We start from the raw sequence: 22,604 nt of genomic DNA on the forward strand, positions 1-22,604 counted from the left end.
AATGCTGCAACTCAGTCAGGTTGGGGTAGAAGGGCGTCTGGCCCCATTTTCAGCACAGGTCGATGCTGGGTTGCAGTTTCACCTTATTGGTCCGAACGGTGCCGGCAAAAGTACACTGCTGGCGTGTTTGGCAGGCATGCTGCCTGGCACGGGCGAGATCCGGCTGGCAGACCAGCCGCTGGCGAGTTATCAGGGCAATGAACTGGCTCTGCGCCGTGCTTATTTAAGCCAGCAACAGCCGCCAGTGGCGCTGATGCCGGTATTCCAGTATCTGGAACTGCACCGGCCTGCAGGTAGCACGGAACAGGCGCTGGAGAGCACTATTGTTTATCTGTGCCAGCGTTTTAAACTGATGGACAAGCTGCCGCGCATGCTGACTCAGTTGTCCGGCGGTGAATGGCAGCGGGTGCGGCTGGCCGCGGTATTACTGCAGGTTTGGCCGACGGTCAATCCTTACAGCCAACTATTGCTACTGGATGAACCGACCAATAGCCTGGACGTGGCGCAAAAAGTAGCGCTGGATCGGTTACTGCGTGAGTTTTGTCAGAGTGGACGTAGCGCGTTGGTTTGCGCGCACGACCTTAATCATACCTTGCAGCAGGCCGATCGGGTCTGGTTGCTGCATGCCGGGCGCCTTGTCGCACAGGGAACCACGCGGGAAGTGATGGAGCCGGTATTGCTTTCACAGATCTATGACGTGGATTTTCACCTGCAGGCAGTCGGCGATCAACGCTGGATTATGACCAGGACGGCATAATGCGTTAGCGCATTGAAAATGCGACTTAAACGAAAAATAAACGGACCTGATATAAATAGCCGGATAACGACCGGCTTTATTTCCCCTTGCTTCCCAAAAATACCTCATCAATCTTGAAAGCCGTCGCTGAAGTGCTACGATGATTAAGTTCAAACAGAATAATTATATAATTACATATAACTATAACTAATTGATTTTGAAATCAATTAAATTTAATGATGATGGCCCCCGCAGATCAGATAGTTAGCTGATAATAAATCGCATCTTAAGGTTTAGTTAAGCTTGCGGCCGTACATTGGCAGTTAATCCATCAGGAACGATTCTCTCTGGCGTTTAATATTCGTTAAATAAAAGAGATCTACAGTGTCATTAAAGCAATTTGATACGTTTGGGGTTAACTATGGATCAATTTTTACCTTTCTCACGCCCGGCGATTGGCGATGAAGAGATCGCGGCGGTAGAAAAGGTATTGCGCTCAGGCTGGATCACCACCGGGCCGCAAAATCAGCAGTTGGAAAGTGAGTTCTGTGCCACCTTCGGCTGTAAACACGCCATCGCCGTCTGTTCCGCTACTGCAGGTATGCATATCACCCTGATGGCGTTGAACATTGGCCCGGGTGACGAAGTTATCACCCCGTCCCAGACCTGGGTTTCTACCCTCAACATGATTGAATTGCTCGGTGCGACGCCGGTGATGATTGACGTTGACCGCGATACGCTGATGGTCAGCGCCAGTGATGTTGAAGCCGCCATTACGACGAAAACCAAAGCCATTGTCCCGGTGCACTACGCCGGCGCACCGTTGCAGATGGATGCACTGCGTGAGGTGGCTAAACGCCATAATCTCCCCCTGATTGAAGACGCCGCTCATGCGGTGGGCGCCCGTTACAACGGTGAGTGGGTGGGCGCTCGCGGCACGGCGATTTTCTCATTTCATGCGATAAAAAACCTGACCTGTGCCGAAGGCGGCCTGATCGCCACCGACGACGACCAACTGGCAGATCGCCTGCGCTGTCTGAAGTTCCACGGCCTGGCCGTTGATGCTTTTGATCGCCAGCAGTTGGGGCGCAAACCCCAGGCCGAAGTGGTCGAGCCTGGTTACAAATACAATCTTTCCGATATCCACGCGGCTATCGCCGTGGTGCAGTTGGCCCGCTTGCCGCAGCTTAATGCTCGCCGCAAGGCGCTGGCGCAACGTTACCTCACCGCTCTGGAAGGTTCGCCTTTCCTGCCGTTGGGATTACCTGATTATCCGCATGACCATGCCTGGCATCTGTTTATGGTGCGCGTTGACGCTGAACGCTGCGGTATCGATCGCGACCAGTTGATGGAACGCCTGAAAGAAGTGGGTATCGGTACCGGCCTGCATTTCCGTGCCGCCCATACCCAGAAGTTTTATCGTGATCGCTATCCGCAGCTTTCCTTGCCCAATACCGAATGGAACTCGGCACGTCTGTGCACCTTGCCGCTATTCCCTGATATGACCGACGCCGATGTTGATCGCGTGGTTAAAGCCTTGTCTTCTGTTGTGGAGTCGTTACGTGTCTCGCGTTGAACCGATAAAAAAAGTTTCGGTGGTGATCCCGGTCTATAACGAGCAGGAAAGTTTGCCTGCCTTGCTCGAACGTACCACCGCCGCCTGTAAACAACTGACCCAACCTTATGAAATTATCCTGGTCGATGACGGCAGCAGCGACAATTCTGCCGATATGCTGACCGCCGCGGCCGAACAGCCGGGCAGCTGCGTGATTGCCGTGTTGCTTAACCGTAACTATGGGCAGCATTCGGCGATCATGGCCGGTTTCAATCAGGTAAGTGGCGATCTGGTGATTACGCTGGATGCCGATTTGCAAAACCCGCCGGAAGAGATCCCGCGTCTGGTGAAAGTGGCGGAAGAAGGTTACGACGTGGTGGGAACCGTGCGTGCCAACCGTCAGGACTCCTGGTTCCGCAAAAGCGCTTCGCGCATCATCAATATGATGATCCAACGTGCCACCGGTAAATCGATGGGGGATTACGGCTGCATGCTGCGCGCCTATCGCCGCCATATTATCGAGGCGATGTTGAACTGCCACGAGCGCAGTACCTTTATCCCCATTCTGGCGAATACCTTTGCCCGCCGCACCACTGAAATTGAAGTGCTGCATGCGGAGCGCGAGTTTGGTGATTCCAAATACAGCCTGATGAAGCTGATTAACCTGATGTATGACCTGATCACCTGCCTGACCACGACGCCGCTGCGTTTGCTCAGCGTGGTGGGCAGTGTGGTGGCTCTGTCAGGTTTTTTGCTGGCGGTGCTGTTGATCGCTTTGCGTTTGATTATGGGACCTGAATGGTCGGGCGGCGGGGTGTTCACCCTGTTTGCCGTGCTGTTTACCTTTATCGGCGCCCAATTTGTCGGCATGGGCCTGTTGGGAGAGTACATCGGTCGCATCTATACCGACGTTCGTGCTCGTCCCCGTTATTTTGTTCAGAAAGTGGTCGGTGAACAGCCGAACCACAATACTCAGGAAGAAGAATAATGAAAGCTATCGTATTTGCTTACCATGATATTGGCTGCGCTGGTCTGAAAGCGCTGACTGACGCGGGCTATGATATTCAGGCGGTATTCACCCATACCGACGATCCTGGTGAGAACAACTTTTTCTCCTCCGTTGCCCGTGTGGGTGCCGAATTGGAGTTGCCGGTTTATGCGCCGGAAGACGTTAACCATCCACTGTGGATCGAACGTATCCGCGAGATGCAGCCTGACATTATTTTCTCATTCTATTACCGCAATATGCTGAGCGAAGAGCTGCTGTCACTGGCGCCAAAAGGCGGCTTCAATCTGCATGGCTCACTGCTGCCGCATTACCGTGGTCGCGCACCGGTAAACTGGGCGCTGGTAAATGGGGAAACCGAAACCGGAGCCACGCTGCACAAAATGGTTAAGCGTCCGGATGCCGGTGATATTGTTGGCCAGCACAAAGTGGCGATTGCCGCTAACGATACCGCGCTGACCCTGCACAAAAAAGTGCTGGAAGCGGCACAGGCGCTGCTGAAAGAGCAACTGCCGAAGCTGAAAAACGGGACGGCCTCATTCACCAGGCAAAATGAAGCTGAAGCCAGCTATTTTGGTCGTCGCACCGCGGCAGATGGTGAAATTCTGTGGCATAAATCAGCGCAGGAAATTAACAACCTGGTCCGTGCCGTGACCGAACCTTACCCTGGTGCTTTCAGCTACCTTGGCCAGCGTAAACTGATTGTCTGGCGTGCCCGCGTGCTGGATACCCGGCATGACAAGCAACCGGGTACCGTGCTCAGTACCTCTCCTCTGATCATTGCCTGCGGTGAAGGTGCGCTGGAAATTGTGGCCGGCCAAAACGATGTCGGTTTGTACGTGCAAGGCAGCCGTCTGGCGCAGGAAATGGGGATCGCCACCGACGTGCGCCTGGCCGCCAAGCCAAACGCAGTGATGAATCGCAGAACCCGCGTGCTGATCCTCGGCGTTAACGGCTTTATCGGTAACCACCTGACCGAACGCCTGCTGCGTGATGACCGCTATGATATCTACGGTCTGGATATCGGTTCTGACGCCATCAGCCGTTTCCTGGGTAACCCGCGTTTCCACTTTGTGGAAGGGGATATCAGCATCCACTCCGAGTGGATCGAGTACCACATCAAGAAATGTGACGTGATCCTGCCGCTGGTGGCGATTGCCACACCGATTGAATACACCCGCAACCCACTGCGCGTATTCGAGCTGGATTTCGAAGAAAACCTGAAAATCGTCCGCGACTGCGTGAAATACAACAAGCGCATTATCTTCCCGTCCACCTCCGAGGTGTACGGCATGTGTGACGACAAGGAATTCGACGAAGACCACTCACGCCTGATTGTCGGCCCGATCAACAAGCAACGCTGGATTTACTCGGTATCCAAGCAGTTGCTGGATCGAGTGATCTGGGCCTACGGTGCCAAAGAAGGCTTGAAGTTCACGCTGTTCCGTCCGTTTAACTGGATGGGCCCGCGTCTGGATAACCTGGATGCCGCACGTATCGGCTCTTCTCGCGCCATTACCCAGCTGATCCTCAACCTGGTGGAAGGCTCGCCAATTAAATTGATGGACGGCGGGGCGCAAAAACGTTGCTTCACCGACATCAATGACGGTATCGAAGCGCTGTTCCGCATTATCGAAAACCGTGATGGCCTGTGCGATGGCCAGATCGTCAACATCGGTAACCCGACCAATGAAGCCAGTATCCGCGAGTTGGCAGAAATGCTGCTCGAAAGCTTCAACAACCATCCGCTGCGTGACCGTTTCCCACCCTTTGCCGGCTTCAAGGACGTTGAAAGCAGCAGCTATTACGGTAAAGGCTATCAGGACGTTGAGCACCGCACGCCGAGCATCAAGAATGCCCGCCGCTTGCTGGATTGGCAGCCAACCATCGCCATGCAGCAAACCGTCGCTGATACGTTGGATTACTTCCTGCGTACGACCGTTCAGGAAGGTGACGGTGCATGAAGAAAGTCGGTCTGCGAGTTGACGTAGATACCTTCAGCGGCACCCGAGAGGGGGTGCCGCAGTTGCTGGAGCTGTTCGACAAGTACAATATTCAGGCCAGTTTCTTCTTCAGCGTTGGACCGGACAATATGGGGCGCCATTTGTGGCGCCTTTTGCGTCCGAAATTCCTGTGGAAAATGCTGCGCTCCAATGCCGCGTCACTGTACGGCTGGGATATTTTGCTGGCAGGCACGGCCTGGCCGGGGCGTAATATTGCCCGTGCCCTGGGGCCGTTGATGAAACTGACTGCCCAGGCTGGGCATGAAGTGGGGCTGCACGCCTGGGATCACCAGGGTTGGCAGGCCAAGGTTGGCCGTTGGTCAGAAGCGCAACTGATGCAGCAGGTTCAGCTCGGTGTGGATGCGCTGGCCAACAGTACCGGTCAGCCTGTCAAATGTTCGGCGGTTGCCGGTTGGCGTGCCGATACGCGGGTGCTGGAAGTGAAGCAGCGTTTTGGTTTTCACTACAACAGCGACTGTCGTGGCACCCATCCTTTCCGTCCGGTGTTAAGCGATGGTCGGTTGGGAACCGTACAAATCCCGGTCACGTTGCCCACCTTTGATGAGGTGATTGGCAGCGAAGTGAGTATGAATGATTTCAACGATTACATTCTGCGGGCGATTGAAAACGATCGCGGTGTGCCGGTGTATACCATTCATACCGAAGTGGAGGGCATGTCACAGGCCGCAATGTTTGAGCAGTTACTGCAGCGGGCGCAACGGCAGGGCATAGAATTCTGTCCGTTAAGCGCACTGTTGCCTCAAGATTTGGCGTCATTGCCATTGGGCCGCGTTGAGCGCGCTCCTTTCCCTGGTCGCGAAGGTTGGCTGGGTTGTCAAACCGATGTGAAGGACGATTCATGAAGGCGCTAAAAGGATCATGGGCTATTTTGTTGGCCATTTTTTTTGCACTGGTTTACCTGATTCCGCTCAACGGCCGCCTGCTATGGCAACCGGATGAAACCCGCTACGCCGAGATTAGCCGCGAAATGCTGCAACGCGGCGACTGGGTAGTGCCACATTTGCTTGGCCTGCGTTATTTTGAAAAACCGGTGGCCGGCTACTGGTTCAATAACATCAGCCAATGGTTGTTTGGCGATACCAACTTTGCGGTGCGCTTCGGTTCGGTATTCAGTACCGGCATGACGGCGCTGCTGGTATTCGCACTGGCAATGCTGATGTGGCGCAATGCGCGCCGTGCCAGCCTGGCGACGTTGATTTTCCTGTCGATGGTTCTGGTATTCAGCATCGGTACCTACAGCGTGTTGGACCCGATGATTTCCTTGTGGCTGGCCGCCGCGATGGTCAGTTATTATCTGACGCTGAAAGCGACCACGGCCAAAGGCAAGCTGGGCGGCTACGTGCTGTTGGGGCTGGCCTGCGGCATGGGCTTTATGACCAAGGGCTTCCTGGCACTGGCGGTGCCGGTGATCGCGGTGATCCCGATTGTCATTCAACAACGGCGAATTAAAGACCTGCTGATCTACGGCCCAGTGGCTATCGTGGTGGCTGTGCTGCTGAGCTTGCCTTGGGCGCTGGCCATCGCACAGCGTGAGCCAGATTTCTGGAACTACTTCTTCTGGGTGGAGCATATTCAACGTTTTGCCGAGGACAATGCGCAACATAAAGCCCCGTTCTGGTATTACGTCCCGGTTTTGATGGCGGCGGTGTTGCCCTGGTTGGCACTGCTGCCGGGCTCCTTGCTCAAGGGCTGGCGGGAACGGGTTCAGCGTCCGGAACTGTTCTTCCTGCTTAGCTGGGTAATGATGCCGTTGATCTTCTTCAGCATCGCCAAGGGCAAGCTGCCGACCTATATTTTACCGTGCATGGCACCCCTGGCATTGCTGATGGCAGCCTATGCCGAAGACTGCGTGGCGGCATTGCGCAGCAAGGTATTCAAGGTTAACGCCGTATTAAACGGATTGTTTGGCTTAATCTGCATCCTGGCGCTGGTGGTTCTGGGCTCCGGACTGTTACCCAAAGTGCATTTGTTTACCGCGCAAGAGTGGCCGAAGATTGTTATCGGCATTATCGCCTTTGCCGGTTGGTTGTTGTTTGCCGTAGTGTCGGTGCGTAATAATGCGCAACGCTGGAGCTGGGCAGCGGCTTGCCCATTGTTGCTGTGTTTGTTGATTGGTTACGCCATTCCGCAGCAGGTGACCGACTCCAAGCTGCCGCAAAACTTTATCCGGGTGAATATGGCTGAGTTAGGCCATAGCCGCTACGTGCTGACCGACAGCGTTGGCGTAGCGGCTGGGTTGGCCTGGGAGTTGAAGCGCAGCGACGTATTGATGTTTAACCAGAAGGGGGAGGTGTCCTACGGTTTGGAGTATCCGGATGCCCGCAGCCATCTCATCAGCGACAGCGATTTCCCGCAGTGGCTGGCACAGGCGCGCAAACAGGGCGATGTCTCACTGGTGTTGCAGTTGTCGCGTGGAGAAAGCATTGATCAGCAAAAGCTGCCGAAAGCAGATAAGGTTGAGGTGATGAATCGTCTGGCGTTGTTCTGGTACCAACAGCAGCCATGATAGTCGGCTATTTGTTGGTGGTCGTGGTCAGTCTGCTCACCTGTGGTGGGCAGCTGTGCCAGAAACAGGCCGCTCTGAGCTGGCAGTTACCTCCCGAAGTCAGGCGGGGGGTAACGCTGCGCTGGTTGGCGCTGGCCGTTTTGCTGTTGGGGCTGGGCATGGCGGTGTGGCTTAATGTGTTGCAACGTTTGCCGCTCAGCCTGGCATATCCGACGCTCAGCCTGAATTTTGTTCTGGTGACGCTGGCCGCCCGCTGGCTGTTTAATGAGCCGACTACCGCACGCCATTGGTACGGAGTGGCATCAATCATGCTGGGGATCCTGCTGATGAGTATCAATCCATGAGAGGTTATGCCTGGGGCGCGGCCAGCGTGCTGTTAGTCACGCTGGCACAGTTGCTGATGAAGTGGGGCATGGCGCAGATCCCCCTGATGTCATTTGCCGATGTCACCCTGAACCTGTTTATGCAGTATTGGTTGCCGTTAATGGTGGTCAGCGGCGGTATTTTTGGCTATGCGCTGTCAATGCTGTGTTGGTTCTTCGCGCTGCACCATTTGCCACTCAATCGTGCTTACCCGCTGTTGAGTGTAAGTTATGCGCTGGTCTATCTGGCCGCGGTGATCCTGCCCTGGTTTAATGAATCCGCCACGCTGCTGAAAACCTTGGGCACGCTGTTTATCCTGTTTGGCGTGTGGCTGATTAACAGTCAGGCCAAGGTAAAAACGCCCCAATAGCGCGAAAACCGGCGTCAATTCGATTATCTCCTTCACCATGCTTGCCTTTTTCCCCTACAGGGGGATAAATTAGCCCAAAATAGCGCTTTCCTTAGCTGGTGTCGGCTTTGCCTCGCAGGCGGTATGCTTTAGCGGGAGGCATAAAGCGGCAATCTGTTCAATGAAGGGATATTATGCGGATGCGTATTTGGTTTTTATTAGCCAGTTTAATTCTTGCCGGTTGTAGCAGCCATGCGCCGCCACCGAGCGGCAGATTGGCCGATTCGATTGTGGTTGTCGCTCAGTTAAACGAACAGCTGCGTCAATGGTACGGTGCCCCTTATCGCTATGGCGGGTTAGACCGCGGTGGCGTCGACTGCTCCGGGTTTGTTTATCGCACCTTCAGCGATCGTTTCGATATGCAATTACCACGCTCTACTGAAGAGCAAACCTCGCTGGGAACCAAAGTCTCGCGCGATGAGCTGATGCCCGGCGATCTGGTGTTTTTCAAAACCGGTGGCGGTGAGAATGGTTTGCACGTTGGCATTTATGACACCAACGATCAGTTTATCCATGCCTCGACCAGCCGCGGCGTGATACGTTCCTCGCTGAACAACGTGTACTGGAAGAAGGTCTACTGGCAGGCGCGTCGCATTTAGCTCTAACCTCTTGATTTGGTGTATCATGGCGGTATCACATTGTTAACGGTGGCCGCCATGAGTAACTTACGCCTGTTGATTTCCGATTCCTACGATCCCTGGTTCAATCTGGCAGTGGAAGAGTGCATCTTCCGCGAAATGACTACGCAGAAAATTCTGTTCCTGTGGCGCAATGCCGAAACCGTGGTCATTGGTCAGTCACAAAACCCCTGGAAAGAGTGCAACACCCGCCGCATGGAGCAGGACGGTATTCGTCTGGCACGCCGCAGCAGCGGCGGTGGTGCGGTATTCCACGATTTGGGCAATAGCTGTTTTACCTTTATGGCAGGCAAACCCGGTTACGATAAAACCGTCTCCACCGGCATTATTCTGCAAGCTCTGGCTCAGTTGGGCATTGCGGCCACCGCATCGGGACGCAATGATCTGGTGATTGATACCGCAGAGGGCGTGCGTAAAATCTCCGGCTCGGCCTACCGGGAAACTCAGGATCGCGGGTTCCACCATGGCACCTTGTTGCTGAACGCGGATCTCAATCGCCTGGCCGACTACCTTAATCCGGACCCTAAAAAATTGCAGGCCAAGGGCATCACCTCGGTACGTTCTCGCGTTGCCAATCTGGCGGAGTTTAAAGCCGATATCAGCCACCAGCAGGTGTGCGACGCAATAACTCAGGCGTTCTTTGAGCATTATGGTGAGACTGCGAAAGCAGAAATCATTTCGCCTGACGTTTATCCCGATTTGCCGGATTTTGCCGCACAGTTTGCCAAACAAAGCAGTTGGGAATGGAATTTCGGCAAGGCGCCGGCATTCAGTCACCTGCTGAATGAACGGTTTGTCTGGGGTGGGGTAGATATCTTCTTTGACGTGGAAAAAGGCGCCATTTGCCGGGCGCAGATTTTTACCGACAGTCTCAGCCCGGCACCGTTGCAACGGCTGGCCGAGATGCTGGTGGGCTGCACCTATCGCAGCGAGGCGTTGGCGAATTGCTGCGATGCTTTGATTGTGCAGTACCCAGAGCAGGCCGCAGAATTAACCGAGCTGCGACAATGGTTGCTTGAAACGATCAAATAACGTTCGGATCCTGAATGCTCCGGGATGAGGCAACTCATCCCTTTTTTACGCCGCGAGTTTGCCTCTCTTTCATGCCGTAATCTTTTTTTGCACAAAAATGCAGTAAAAACACTCAGGTAGCATATTTTACCCGAAAATCAAGGTGGGCATTTTTTTGCCGATTCAATGCAAGGAATAACGCCAGGAATTGATGCGTTATTAAATTTAATCAGTTAAGCTCACTACGTTGTACATAGGCCAGAGATACTGATTTGATATTTAACGCGGAATAGGAATTTCTTTAATTAAAACAATGTCGATAAGTCAAATTTTCAGAATTATCTTATCACATAAGCCAAATACTTCTCAAATTCATGCCGTGGGTCACGGTTGTTGCCTTAAGCCAAATTGTTTTCATATCCGCGTTATGCCCCCCTAATATAGCTTTAATCTATCAATAAAATGATAAATTATGACTGGCCGTATTGATATTTCCGATTAATCTCACAGGGATTGATCGATAAAATATATTGATATACGATGAGATGTTCGCCATTCAGCCTATGGCATTGAAATGAAAATCCAACTCGAAGCTGACTTTATTAGTAGCTATGTTTTTCAACCTGTTTACTCAATGGAGGGCAGGCTGTTGGCGGTGGAAATCTTGAACCGTTTTAATAGCCTGGACGGTGATTTGGCGATGCCGGCTGACATTGGGATTAATTTATTGTCCACCGAGCAAAGGATTGAGTTATTTAATGAACAATTGAGTTTGGCGGAGCAGAATGCCGCCTGGTTTGTCGAAAACGATGTATTGTTGACGCTTGACGTCGAAGAAATCCTGGTCGATTTGATTCTTGCTGACGATCAATTGTGCGAACGGATCAGACAATGGTCATTTATCGCCTTTGAAATCAGCGAGGGTTTTCCGAATCTTTCGGCGGGGAAAAACAATGAAAAAATTCGTCGGCTTAGTGAGAAATTCTCACTGTGGTTGGACGACTTTGGTTCTGGTCAGGCAACTCTGACCGCATTGTATGATGGTCTATTCGACTACGTGAAAATCGATAAGCGATTTTACTGGCAGCTGTTTACCCACCAGGGTTATGACGTGGTCATTGATTCGCTATTAAAGAATATCAATCTGCTGTGCAAGGGAGTCATCGTCGAAGGAATAGAGAGGGAGGAGTATTTTAATAAGCTCAGACACGCCGGTGTTTTTGGCCTGCAAGGTTTTTTATGGCCCAGCGTTGGTGTGGATAATTTGGCGGCGTTACGGGTAACGCCCGATGAGTTCAAAAACAATAATTGAGAGTACTACACACACAATGGTTCCAATAATGGTCGGGATGAAGTTGGCTGCTATCCCGGTACTGTTATTCATTATCATTCTCTCGCTGATAAAGTATTTTATTCATCAGCGCAAAAAGGCTTTTAAGCCGTATCGGTATACATAAAAGCCAATCCCCTCGCATCTGTCCTGGTATCAGGCAGATGCGTTCTCCCTGCATTTCTTCCGTGTTAATCCCCACGCCCAGGCTCTACACTAGGTGGAACGGAGGGCCTATGCCGCAGTTTGAAAATGCTTACCAACAACAATTAGCCGGTTTTTATACCGAATTGAACCCCACGCCGTTAACGGGGACTCGCCTGCTGTATCACAGCGAGCCACTGGCGCGTGAGCTGGGGCTGGACGAAAGCTGGTTTACCCAGGATAAAACCCCTATTTGGGCGGGAGAAACGCTGCTGCCGGGTATGCGGCCGCTGGCACAGGTGTACAGCGGACATCAGTTCGGCGTCTGGGCCGGGCAATTGGGTGATGGTCGCGGCATTTTGCTGGGTGAACAGCGGCTGGCGGATGGTCGCAGCATGGACTGGCATCTGAAAGGGGCCGGGCTGACGCCGTATTCACGTATGGGCGACGGCCGTGCGGTGCTGCGCTCGGTGATCCGTGAGTTCCTGGCTTCCGAGGCGTTGCATCATCTGGGCATTCCAACCACGCGTGCGTTGACCATTGTGACCAGCGATCAGCCCGTCTATCGCGAACAGGCTGAACGTGGGGCGATGCTGCTACGCGTAGCGGAAAGCCACGTGCGTTTCGGCCATTTCGAACATTTTTATTACCGTAAGCAGCCGGAGCAGGTGCAGCAGTTGGCTGATTTTGTGATTGCCCGCCACTGGCCGCAGTTTAAAGATCAGAGCGATGGCTATCTGCTGTGGTTTACCGATGTGGTCGAACGCACCGCCCGGCTCATCGCCCATTGGCAAACCGTCGGCTTTGCTCACGGCGTGATGAACACCGATAACATGTCGATTTTGGGTATCACCATCGACTATGGTCCCTACGGCTTCCTTGACGATTATAAGCCCGACTATATCTGTAACCATTCCGATCATCAGGGGCGTTATGCCTATGATAACCAACCGGCGGTGGCGCTGTGGAATCTTCACCGCCTGGCACAAACCTTGTCCGGGCTGATGAGCACCGAGCAGTTGCAAAATGCGCTGGCGGCCTATGAACCGGCCCTGATGCGTGCCTATGGGGAGCAGATGAGAGCCAAGCTCGGCTTTTTCACCCAGTCGCAGCAGGATAATGATTTGCTGACCGGGTTGCTGAGTCTGATGGCGCAAGAGGGCCGGGACTATAGTCGGACATTCCGCTTGCTAAGCCAGACGGAGCAGCAGCAGGCGCAGTCGCCACTGCGAGATGAATTTATCGATCGCGCCGCATTCGATGGCTGGTATCAGCAGTACCGCCAGCGCCTGCAGCAAGAACAGATAAGTGACGCGCAGCGCCAGCAGGCGATGAAGGCAGTGAATCCGAAGCTAATCCTGCGCAACTATCTGGCGCAACAGGCGATAGAAAGCGCCGAACAAGATGATGTCAGTAAGCTGGCGCGGCTGCATCAGGCGTTACTGGCGCCATTCGCGGATAACCCAGAGTATGACGATCTCGCCGCGTTGCCGCCGGATTGGGGCAAACATCTGGAAATTTCTTGTTCTAGCTGATTGACGAAGAAAGATGACGGGCGCGGTACAGCGCGCCCGGTAAAGAAACTACTGACGCAAATAGACCTGTGGCAACGCCACTTCCGGGTGATGAACCACGCCCAGATCTGCCTGATACCAACGGGTGAGGATCTCTGCCTGCAACACTTCCTGCGGCGTGCCCGTCGCGACCAATTGCCCCTGATGCATCAATAAAATACGATCCGCATACAATGCCGCGAGATTGAGATCGTGCAATACGCAGCACACTGCAATCGGCTGTTGCCGCGTCAGCGTGCGCAGCAGCCTGAGCGTATGTTGCTGGTGGTAGAGATCCAGCGCCGAGGTCGGTTCGTCCAGAAACAGCCAGGCCGGCGTTGGCTGCGGTTGCCAAAGCTGCGCCAGCACGCGGGCGAGTTGCACTCGTTGCTGTTCACCGCCGGAGAGCTGGCGATAATCGCGCTGGGCCAATTCGAGACAGTCGGTTTGCGCCATTACCTGTTGTACCGCCCGTTGTGCGTCGCGTTTGCCGTGGGGTGCACGGCCCATACTGACCACTTCCTCTACGGTAAAGGGGAAGGCCAGATCGCTATGTTGACGCATTACCGCGCGCACTTTCGCCAACTGCTGTGGTTGCCACTGTTCCAGCGGTCGCCCGAGCAACTGACATTCGCCACAGCCTGGGGCCAGATAACCGGTTAACAGGCGCAGTAACGTCGACTTACCCGCGCCGTTCGGCCCGATAATTGCCACCATTTCGCCGCTATTGATACTCAGTGAGACATCGTTGATCAGCCGCCGTGAACCCAGGCTGTAACGTAACTGCTGCGCCGTCAGGCTTGCTGTGTTATCCACCCACGCGCTCCCGCTGGCGCATCACCAGCCATAAGAAATAAGGCCCGCCGATCAGGCTGGTCATCAAACCGACCGGCATTTCTGCCGGAGCCACCAGCGTGCGTGCCAGCGTATCGCTGACCAACAGCAGGCAGGCTCCCCCCAGTGCAGAACAGGGCAGCAGCCAGCGGTGGTCGCCGCCGAGGCGCATGCGCACCAGATGCGGCACCACCAGACCGATAAAACCAATCACGCCACTCATCGCTACCGCTGCGCCTATCAGTAATGCGCTCAACAACAGCAGCTGTAACTTGGCACGCTGAACATTCACACCGAGGTAATGCGCCTCCTCATCTCCCAGTTGCAGCAGATTCAGGCGGCGCGCCTGTAAGAGTGTCAGCAGGATGGTCGGCAGGATCAGCGAGGCGGAAACGGCCAGGGTGGGCCATTGTGACTGGCTCAGGCTGCCCATCATCCACAGTGAAAACTGGCGCAGTTGCTGGTCATTACTGAGGTAAGACAGCACGCCAATCGCTGCCATGCACAGGGCGTTAATGGCGATACCCGCCAGCAACAGGCGCGACAGGCTGCCGTGGCCGCTGCGGCTGATGCCGTAAATCAACAGCGATACCAGCATGCTGCCGAGAAATGCCGCCAGCATGTGGCCATACAGGGCAATCACCGGCGGCAGGGCCAGCGGCATAACGATAATCAGCGCGACAAACAGCGCGCCGCCGCTACTGATCCCCAACAGGCTGGGATCGGCCAAGGGGTTACGGAACAACCCCTGCATTACGGCACCGGACACCGCCAACGCGCAACCTATCACTACCGCCAGCAGCACGCGCGGCAAACGGATATTCAGCCAGATATGCCAGGAGGTGTCGCTGAACGGCTGTTGCCACAGGGTGCGGAATGACAGCGTCAGCGCCCCCATATTGGCCGCGCCCAAAGCCAATAGTGCCAACAGTACCAGCAGGCTGGTCATCGCCAGGCGGGGAGAGGTACGGCAGCGCATTACTTTTGCTCCGCCGCATGACGCAGCTTGGCCAGCGCGGCGGGCGTTTCCAGCCCGAAGCCCAGCAGCGCCATATCGTCAACCACCAGTACGCGATGCTGCTTGCCCGCCGGGGTGAGTGCCATGCCAGGCAATTTCCACAGCTCCTGTTCGCCGCCGAGCGTTTTTACGCCGTCGGTGGTGACCAGCAGCAAATCTGGCGCGCTGGCTATCACGCCTTCCTGCGAAAGCGGGCGATAGCGGCTGAATCCTTGCATGGCGTTTTTCAGACCCGCAGCGGTGATGACCGCGTCGGCGGCCGTGTGTTGTCCGGCGGCCATGGGCGTAATACCACCGTGGCTCATGACGAACAACACTCTGACCGGCAACGCATCGGTTTTCACCGCCGCCAATTGCTGCTGGTAACGGGTGCTCAACTGCTTGCCCTGCTCGGTGCGCTGAAGCGCACTGGCGATCACAGCGATTTTTTCCGGCACGCTTTGCAAGGTGGTATCGCCGGGAATGCGCACCACTTTAACGCCACTCTCTTCCAGCTGTTTGAGCACCAGCGCCGGCTCGGCCAATTCGGTGGTCAGCACCAGCGTGGGTTTCAGCGCCAAAATACCTTCGGCATTAAGCTGGCGCATGTAACCGACGTCCGGCAGTTTTTTAACGGTTTCCGGCTGCAGGCTGGTGCTGTCTCTCGCTATCACTTCATCGCCCGCGCCCAGGGCGAAGGCAATTTCGGTGACGTCACCGCCTATCGAGACAATACGTTCCGCCGCCGCAGCGGTGAACGGCAACGCCAGCGCAATGCACAGCGCCAGACGACGGGTCAATGAAGGTTTCATGCGGCAACGTCCTTGGGTTCAAGCGCGGCAACCTGCTCACGCCACTGAGTTTGCTCCGGCTGGCCTTCGGTACGCTGGCCGTAAAGTTGAGCTATCTGCGTGCCGTCGGCGGCAAACAGTTCCAGACTGGTGACGAAGCCGTCTTTGGTGGGCTTGCGGGTGATCCAGCTTTCGGCGATCGCATCTTCGATCAGGTGCAGGGTGAAGCGGCGATTGAACACGTTAATCCAGCCTTCCTGCGGCATCAGGCGTTCAATCTGACCGGTAAAGATCTGCACGCAGCCACGGTTGCCGACAAAAATCATGATTTCGTTTTGCAGGCCCATCGCGGTGTTAAGCAATTGGCTCAGGGCGCTGTTATCGACCCGATAGGCCAAATCGTTACCGACGGCGCTGAAGGCTTGCTGGCGGGTCAGTTTGTTGCGGCTCAACAACTGGAAGAACTGGTGAACGTCGGTCATTGCACGCCATTCCTGGTCAATTTTGTCAGCATCAGGCGAGGCGTTACTGACCGCGGCGTCTGCCGGTTGCAGTTCCAGCGTCGGGTTTTCCGCATTCAGGTGGCGTTCAACCAGCGCCATCCAGGCTGGGAGATCGGTTTCATCGGTGGTGTAAACCTTATGCAGTGCGTCGCCCTGATGATCGAAGAACTGAATGCTGTGGCGTACACCGCGCTTGTTGGTTTCGCTCATGGCGAAAGCGCTGGCCCACTGGTTGAGGAACAGACGCAGATCCAGCTCACGCGGATTGAGGATCAACCCGGCATGACCGTTCAGGTGCTGGTTGCGATAACGACCCATTTGCTCATGCACCGCGTAGCTATTACGGGTAATGGATTTGGTGACGCCTACCTGTTCGAGTTCGGTCAGCAGGGTACGGGCATCGGCCTGCAGACGACGAGTGTCCTGACCGACGCGGGCGTGGGTCAGCTCCGCTTCGCTGACGCCAAGAATTTCAGCCAGGTCACGCGCATATTTGCCTGGGTTATCAATTTTTGCCTGCTGGTAGCGTGCATATAGGGTATTGCTCATTGCGGGTTCTCCTGTGTGTGAATCAAGCGGCGGGCAATCTTCATGCCCGCCGGATTTAAAACGTTACCACTGATAGCTGACCAGCAGTTTGGCATTACGCCCGTCCTGCGGTATGCCCTGTGGCGAGTAATATTCTTTATCAAAGGCGTTGCCCAGCACCACCGTGGTGGTCACGCCCTGCAGGCGTTCGCGGCCTTTATAGCTCAGGTAAAAATCGTTGACGCCGTAGCCGCCTTGTTCTGCGGTGCCGGTTTCTACGCGGGTGGCTCGTTGGGCCACAGTGGCCACCCAGCCGGTGGACAGGCCGGTTTCACCCAGTGGAATATCCAGCGTGCTGGTTACCGTGTCCGGATTGATGCTGTTTAGCCATTCGCCGCTGCTTTCGTTCTTGCCACGAGTGCGGTTGTACGCCAGGTCCCAGCCAAAAATGGCGGTTTTATAGCTCAGCGTTGCGTCCCAGCCCCAAATTTTTGCACGGTCGATATTGGTCGAGAAAGTGGTGCAGCTGATGCAATAAGGGCCACGAGGGCCACGACCCAGCTCCATGGTGACATCCGTGGTGATGTAGTCGCGGGCTTTGGTATCAAAGTAGCTGGCTTTGAATTGCAGGCTGTCATCAGCCAGTAGCAAATCGTCAAAGCGTAGCCCGAAACCGTATTCCTGGGTGGCATTGGTTTCCGGCTTCAGGTTCGGGTTAGGCACCCAGTTGTTGGTAATGGTGGTCGGCCCCATGGGGATAGAGAAGTGCTTGGAATCGTTGTACATCTCTCCCATGGTCGGGGCGCGGAAAGCCTGCGAATAAGAACCGAACAGCATTAGCCAGTCGGTTGGCGTCACTGTGACGGCACCGCGCGATGACCACTTGTCGGCGTCAACATCGGCGTAACCGTCGCTGGAACCCTTGTAGTTATCGTAACGCGTCCCGGCAAGCAGGGTGACCGGCAGGTCGCGCAGGGTAATTTCGTCCTGCAACCAGCCGGAAGCAAAGTTGATCTTCGCCTGTGGGAAGCTTTCTGTCGCGCCACCCGGTGTTTGCTCCTGCTTGTAAGCCTCGCTGCCGTAGGTCAATAAGTGAGAGGCGAAGGTATCGGCAAACAAACGGCTGCGGTTTTCGAGTTTGGCACCGCGAGTGGTTTGCTTGCGCGCTTCATCTTCACTGCCGTTGGTGTGGGCGTTGATCTCCACTTCGGAGTAATAGATTTTGGCTTCGGCGTCGAGCCAATCCTGACCCACAGGTTTCAGTTTGTAGCCAAGCTGGCCGTCGCGTTGAATAGTCGAGCGGTCGGTCATCAGGTTACCGCTGCTGCTGGCCGATTCCTGCGGGTTTTTCGGCTCTTGCGCCCGGTTGTTGTAGTAGCGCAGGTCGCCGCTCAATGACTGATTCTCATCGAGTGTCCAGGTTCCCTTGGCCAGCAGATTGCTGATGGTTTCATCATTGGGTGCATCGAAGCCGTTGCCCTGACGCAGATTGCCGACGTCGCGGGTGCCAAATGACAGCAGGCCGTCGAGATTGTCGGTTCTGCCGTAGGTGCTGGCCCCCATGCCGAGGCTGTGGTCGCCGCTGCCGGCGGTGCCATACACCCGGTAGCCACTATTATGGCCGGGTAACAGCAGATCGGCGGCATCTACGGTTTCATAAGCAATTACGCCGCCCAGTGCGCCGCTGCCATACAGCAGGGCGGAAGGGCCGCGTACAACTTCGATGCGTTTCACCAGTGCCGGATCGAGGAAGGTGGCGCCAAGGTGGCCGGTATCGGTGCCCTGACGGATGCCATCCACCAGCGTCAGCACGCCATTTTTACCATAGCCACGCATGAAAACGTCCTGGCCATTACTGCGACCGGTGCCATTGACGGTAATGCCCGGCACACGGCGCAGCATATCGCCGGCACTGGTGGCGGTTTGGCTTTGCGGCGTATCGGCCTCGATCACCGTGACCATCATCGGCGCTTCAAAACTGCTGCGCGCATTGCCGGTGGCGGCTACCGTCATGGTTTCGTCGCTGGCTTTGTCCTTTTTAACCGGTGCCATCGCCGAGGAAGAAGAAGGGGTTTCGCTGGTTTGTGCAAAAGTCACCGTCGGCAGAGTACAGGCAATCGCCAGACTCAATGCGGATAAACGCAGCCGGGTGGAATAGATCAGAGGCATGTCGCAACTCTCCGTATGTTTTAAACATATCAATAGATTTGCTGGCTGCCTGGATCAAAAAGGATCTGGGTGGCTGGCGTTAAGGGATGGGAATTATTTGGTCAGGATCAATTTCCCGGCTTTGGTCTGTCGTAACTGATAGCGCTGGCCCTGATGGATGATGATCGCCACGCCATCGGCATCGAGCAGTTGCGCACTGTCGTAGCAAGGCGGCGTGGCCAGGCCACTTTCAGCGGTGTGAGCAGCCTGGGCAGGCGTGTTGTGGTGGTGATTATCCATCGTCATGTGTTTATAAAACAGACCGTTAAATAGTAATTAATATCAAAGTGAGAATCATTATCATGTGAACGAAAGGTTACATCAAGGAAAATTTTCTTACCAATGGAAGCTTTTTGCAGGAAGGGGATGTGGCACGGGCCGAGATGGCTCAGCCCGTAAAATTCAGGGTTATTTCAGCAGGGTTTCAATGCGGTCAAACAGGCGTTCGGGTTTGGTGATCGGCGCGTAGCGTTTCACCCGCTGGCCGTCAGCGGTCAGCAGGAACTTGGTGAAGTTCCATTTAATGCGTTGAGTGCCCAGCACGCCCGGTGCCAGGCGCTTTAACTCGTTGAACAACGGATGCGCGCCTGGGCCATTAACTTCAACCTTGCTGAATAGCGGGAAGCTGACGCCATAGTTCAGCGTGCAAAAGTTGGCAATCTCCAGCGGATCGCCGGGTTCCTGCGCGCCGAACTGATTGCAGGGAAAGCCCAGCACCATCAGGCCGCGTTCGCGATAGTACTGCCACAGGTTTTCCAGCCCGTGATATTGAGGAGTAAATCCGCATTTGCTGGCGGTGTTGACCACCAGATAAGCCCGGGCGGGGAAATCGCCCAGGGTTTTGTGTTCCCCTTGCAGTGTGACGCAGGGGATGGATAACAGTGAGTGGATCATGCCGGACTCCAAATCCTTTTCAGGGGGGATACAAGAATTGTTACCAGTATAGATGAGCAGGGCACAGACAGAAAAACCGGGGCGGGCGCCCCGGCGCTGGGATCAGAAGCGGGTGTCTACCGCATCGGCCAGCATGGCCAGCAGCTGTTCGCTGTCGGACCAGCTCAGGCAAGGGTCGGTGATCGATTGCCCATAGGTCAGCGGCTGACCGGCAATGATTTTCTGGGTGCCTTCCACCAGGAAGCTTTCTGCCATTACGCCGGCAACGGCGACGGAACCGGCGCGGATCTGCTGGCAGACGTTTTCGGCCACTTCCAGTTGGCGACGATGCAATTTCTGGCAGTTGCCGTGGCTGAAGTCGATCACCAGTTGCTCCGGCAAATCGAATTCGCGCAGGCTGTCGCAGGCGGCGACCACATCGGTTGCGTGGTAGTTCGGCGTCTTGCCGCCACGCATGATGATATGGCCATAAGGATTGCCGCTGGTCTGATAGATAGTCATCTGGCCGTGCTTGTCCGGTGACAGGAACATATGGCCGGCGCGGGCCGCACGAATGGCGTCAATCGCGATACGGGTGTTGCCGTCGGTGCCGTTTTTAAAGCCCACCGGGCAGGACAGTGCCGAAGCCATTTCACGGTGGATCTGGCTTTCGGTGGTCCGTGCGCCAATCGCGCCCCAACTGATCAAATCAGCAATGTATTGGCCGACCACCATGTCCAGGAACTCGGTGGCGGTTGGCAGGCCGAGCTGGTTCACTTCCAGCAGCAGCCTACGCGCCATTTCGATCCCGCGATTGACCTGGAAGGTGCCATCCAGCGCCGGATCGGAGATCAGGCCTTTCCAGCCCACCACGGTGCGCGGTTTTTCAAAATAGGTGCGCATCACGATTTCGAGGCGATCCTGATAACGGATGCGCAGCGCATTCAACCGGCCGGCATAATCGATGGCGGCGTCAAGATCGTGAATAGAGCAGGGGCCGATCACCACCAGCAGGCGACGATCTTCGCCGGTCAGGATTTTTTCAATTCGCTGCCGTGAGGCCGTCACGTTGTCCGCGATTTCCGCCGAGATTGGCAACTTCTCCGCCAGCTCTTGCGGCGTGACGAGGCTGTCGATGCGCGCGGTCCGCAGTTCATCTGTTTTGTGCATGATTTTCTCTAAAGACTGTTCTTCGCTGCGGCAGGAGTGCCGGGAAGTGATGGCGATCACAATAACGTAAAAACCGATGAATTCAACCGGAGAAACTGTGTTCTGTTGATCAAAATCGCTAAAAAAAGCACAAAAAACGTGGCCGGTGGGGAAATAAACAACACGCGGCAGGAGACAGGCCCGCCGCGTTAAGGCTAGAACATGCGGCGGCTCATGCCCAGAATATCCAAGATTTTGGTCGAGATCTCTTCCACCGAATAATTGGTGGTGTTCAGATAACGGATCTGGTTTTTACGGAACAGCGCTTCCACTTCCGCCAGCTCCATCCGGCACTGGCGAATGGAAGCATAACGGCTGTTTTCACGCCGTTCTTCACGGATGGCGGCTAACCGCTCCGGATCGATCGTCAGGCCGAAAAGCTTGTGCTGAAACGGCTTCAGCGCGGCGGGGAGGTGCAAGTTGTCCATATCGTCGGCGGTAAACGGATAGTTGGCCGCGCGGATACCGAACTGCATGGCCAGATACAGGCTGGTGGGAGTCTTACCGCAGCGCGAAACGCCGAGCAAGATCACCTGCGCCTGATCGAGATTACGCAGCGAAATGCCGTCATCATGGGCTAACGTGTAGTCAATAGCCGCGATACGGGCGTCATATTTTCCGAGGTTGCTGGCGGTCAACCCGTGGGTGCGGTTAGGCACCGGGGTAGGTTCTACCTCCAGTTCCCCCTGCAACGGGCCAACCAGCGCCTGCACGATGTCCTGGCAGAAACCTTCGCTCTGGGTAATGACTTTGCGAACTTCCGGCGAAATGATTGAGTAAAACACTAACGGGCGCACGCCGGTATCACGATAGATATCGTTAATTTGCTGGCAAACCCCACGGGCCCGCGCTTCGGTTTCCACAAAGGGCAGCGTAAAGGTGGTGGCCTTGACCGGAAATTGCGACAACACCGCGTGGCCCAAAACCTCTGCGGTGATCGCCGTACCGTCCGAAATATAAAAAACGCTTCTTTCCACCCGGGGCTCCTTAGCTGAAATAGTGACGTCATTATCACGTCTGCTGGCCCTTATCATGGGCTGCAGATGATTCAACGGTAAAGGGGCGGGCAAAAAAATTGTGATAATGCGGGCAGAGTCGATGAATAAACAGGTCGGTCAGGGAATAAACGCTGGCGATAGAAATACTGGGATAAAACACTATTTCAAATTTTATGAAAAGCGGGCGTTTATTTCCCGTGAGGAATTATTAGTCATGATGACGCAATTTTCACCAAAGACTGCGTAAATAACAGGGTTTTTAAAACTGAAGTTTAAAAAATACTTAATTTGTTGAGATTTAAGCTATTAGTGCGACAGGGAACGGTTCCAGGCCGGTTTTGCGTTTCAGGAAGTTTTCCTAAAATCCACTTTCTTCACCGGGTTGATC

At 54.9% G+C, this 22,604-nt stretch carries 21 protein-coding genes; 12 read left to right on the forward strand and 9 right to left on the reverse strand.

Annotation, left to right across the window (positions count from 1 at the left end; all coding sequences use genetic code 11):
- The first annotated feature begins 1 nt into the window (after window position 1).
- From btuD to M2406_RS05065, 12 genes are all read left to right on the forward strand, one after another.
- Window positions 2–757 (forward strand): vitamin B12 ABC transporter ATP-binding protein BtuD, encoded by a 756-nt coding sequence (gene btuD, locus M2406_RS05010; protein WP_259188993.1) that lies wholly within the window; start codon window positions 2–4, stop codon window positions 755–757.
- Between the two features lie 400 nt (window positions 758–1,157).
- Window positions 1,158–2,312, forward strand: coding sequence for a UDP-4-amino-4-deoxy-L-arabinose aminotransferase (gene arnB / locus M2406_RS05015; RefSeq protein ID WP_115184797.1), 1,155 nt, complete (start codon window positions 1,158–1,160; stop codon window positions 2,310–2,312).
- Window positions 2,299–3,279 (forward strand): undecaprenyl-phosphate 4-deoxy-4-formamido-L-arabinose transferase, encoded by a 981-nt coding sequence (arnC, locus tag M2406_RS05020; protein ID WP_012144887.1) that lies wholly within the window; start codon window positions 2,299–2,301, stop codon window positions 3,277–3,279. Before arnB ends, arnC begins: the two co-directional genes overlap by 14 nt.
- Entirely contained in the window at window positions 3,279–5,261 is a 1,983-nt protein-coding gene (gene arnA / locus M2406_RS05025; RefSeq protein WP_259188998.1) for a bifunctional UDP-4-amino-4-deoxy-L-arabinose formyltransferase/UDP-glucuronic acid oxidase ArnA, read from the forward strand. Before arnC ends, arnA begins: the two co-directional genes overlap by 1 nt.
- Complete coding sequence (arnD, locus tag M2406_RS05030) at window positions 5,258–6,163, forward strand: 4-deoxy-4-formamido-L-arabinose-phosphoundecaprenol deformylase (protein WP_259189001.1); 906 nt, start codon at window positions 5,258–5,260, stop codon at window positions 6,161–6,163. The genes arnA and arnD overlap by 4 nt, the downstream gene beginning before the upstream one ends.
- Window positions 6,160–7,827, forward strand: a complete 1,668-nt coding sequence (gene arnT / locus M2406_RS05035) for a lipid IV(A) 4-amino-4-deoxy-L-arabinosyltransferase (RefSeq protein WP_012144890.1) — start codon at window positions 6,160–6,162, stop codon at window positions 7,825–7,827. The genes arnD and arnT overlap by 4 nt, the downstream gene beginning before the upstream one ends.
- Window positions 7,824–8,171 carry a 4-amino-4-deoxy-L-arabinose-phosphoundecaprenol flippase subunit ArnE gene (gene arnE, locus M2406_RS05040; RefSeq protein WP_135316309.1) on the forward strand — a complete coding sequence of 116 codons (348 nt, stop codon included), beginning with the start codon at window positions 7,824–7,826 and terminating at the stop codon, window positions 8,169–8,171. The genes arnT and arnE overlap by 4 nt, the downstream gene beginning before the upstream one ends.
- A complete protein-coding gene (gene arnF / locus M2406_RS05045) occupies window positions 8,168–8,560 on the forward strand; it encodes a 4-amino-4-deoxy-L-arabinose-phosphoundecaprenol flippase subunit ArnF (RefSeq protein ID WP_259189004.1) in 393 nt (130 codons plus the stop codon). The genes arnE and arnF overlap by 4 nt, the downstream gene beginning before the upstream one ends.
- 173 nt (window positions 8,561–8,733) lie before the next feature.
- The gene (locus M2406_RS05050) at window positions 8,734–9,198 is read left to right on the forward strand and encodes an NlpC/P60 family protein (protein WP_026142348.1); all 465 of its coding nucleotides are present in this window, start codon (window positions 8,734–8,736) and stop codon (window positions 9,196–9,198) included.
- 57 nt (window positions 9,199–9,255) lie between these two features.
- Window positions 9,256–10,269, forward strand: a complete 1,014-nt coding sequence (locus M2406_RS05055; RefSeq protein WP_259189005.1) for a lipoate--protein ligase A — start codon at window positions 9,256–9,258, stop codon at window positions 10,267–10,269.
- Window positions 10,270–10,822: 553 nt separating this feature from the next.
- Window positions 10,823–11,560: an EAL domain-containing protein gene (locus tag M2406_RS05060; RefSeq protein WP_012144895.1), complete on the forward strand. Its 738-nt coding sequence runs from the start codon at window positions 10,823–10,825 to the stop codon at window positions 11,558–11,560.
- Window positions 11,561–11,814: 254 nt separating this feature from the next.
- Window positions 11,815–13,257, forward strand: a complete 1,443-nt coding sequence (locus tag M2406_RS05065; RefSeq protein ID WP_012144896.1) for a protein adenylyltransferase SelO — start codon at window positions 11,815–11,817, stop codon at window positions 13,255–13,257.
- Window positions 13,258–13,305: 48 nt separating this feature from the next.
- On the opposite strand, the gene M2406_RS05070 is transcribed toward M2406_RS05065, so the two are convergent.
- From M2406_RS05070 to M2406_RS05110, 9 genes are all read right to left on the reverse strand, one after another.
- Window positions 13,306–14,091: a heme ABC transporter ATP-binding protein gene (locus M2406_RS05070; protein WP_012144897.1), complete on the reverse strand. Its 786-nt coding sequence runs from the start codon at window positions 14,089–14,091 to the stop codon at window positions 13,306–13,308.
- Window positions 14,084–15,088, reverse strand: coding sequence for an iron ABC transporter permease (locus M2406_RS05075; RefSeq protein WP_012144898.1), 1,005 nt, complete (start codon window positions 15,086–15,088; stop codon window positions 14,084–14,086). Before M2406_RS05075 ends, M2406_RS05070 begins: the two co-directional genes overlap by 8 nt.
- Window positions 15,088–15,918 carry a hemin ABC transporter substrate-binding protein gene (locus tag M2406_RS05080; RefSeq protein ID WP_259189011.1) on the reverse strand — a complete coding sequence of 277 codons (831 nt, stop codon included), beginning with the start codon at window positions 15,916–15,918 and terminating at the stop codon, window positions 15,088–15,090. The genes M2406_RS05075 and M2406_RS05080 overlap by 1 nt, the downstream gene beginning before the upstream one ends.
- A complete protein-coding gene (locus tag M2406_RS05085) occupies window positions 15,915–16,949 on the reverse strand; it encodes a hemin-degrading factor (RefSeq protein ID WP_259189013.1) in 1,035 nt (344 codons plus the stop codon). Before M2406_RS05085 ends, M2406_RS05080 begins: the two co-directional genes overlap by 4 nt.
- Before the next feature lie 63 nt (window positions 16,950–17,012).
- A complete protein-coding gene (locus M2406_RS05090; RefSeq protein ID WP_259189014.1) occupies window positions 17,013–19,097 on the reverse strand; it encodes a TonB-dependent hemoglobin/transferrin/lactoferrin family receptor in 2,085 nt (694 codons plus the stop codon).
- 93 nt (window positions 19,098–19,190) lie between these two features.
- The gene (gene hemP, locus M2406_RS05095; protein WP_012144902.1) at window positions 19,191–19,376 is read right to left on the reverse strand and encodes a hemin uptake protein HemP; all 186 of its coding nucleotides are present in this window, start codon (window positions 19,374–19,376) and stop codon (window positions 19,191–19,193) included.
- A 168-nt stretch (window positions 19,377–19,544) separates the two neighbouring features.
- Window positions 19,545–20,030 carry a glutathione peroxidase gene (locus M2406_RS05100; RefSeq protein WP_012144903.1) on the reverse strand — a complete coding sequence of 162 codons (486 nt, stop codon included), beginning with the start codon at window positions 20,028–20,030 and terminating at the stop codon, window positions 19,545–19,547.
- A gap of 102 nt (window positions 20,031–20,132) precedes the next feature.
- Window positions 20,133–21,179 carry a 3-deoxy-7-phosphoheptulonate synthase gene (locus tag M2406_RS05105; RefSeq protein WP_135344362.1) on the reverse strand — a complete coding sequence of 349 codons (1,047 nt, stop codon included), beginning with the start codon at window positions 21,177–21,179 and terminating at the stop codon, window positions 20,133–20,135.
- 194 nt (window positions 21,180–21,373) lie between these two features.
- Window positions 21,374–22,195 (reverse strand): pyruvate, water dikinase regulatory protein, encoded by an 822-nt coding sequence (locus M2406_RS05110; protein WP_017892646.1) that lies wholly within the window; start codon window positions 22,193–22,195, stop codon window positions 21,374–21,376.
- Window positions 22,196–22,604 lie beyond the last annotated feature (409 nt).

The sequence above is a fragment of the Serratia sp. BIGb0163 genome, from assembly GCF_024809935.1.
Taxonomy (GTDB): domain Bacteria; phylum Pseudomonadota; class Gammaproteobacteria; order Enterobacterales; family Enterobacteriaceae; genus Serratia; species Serratia quinivorans.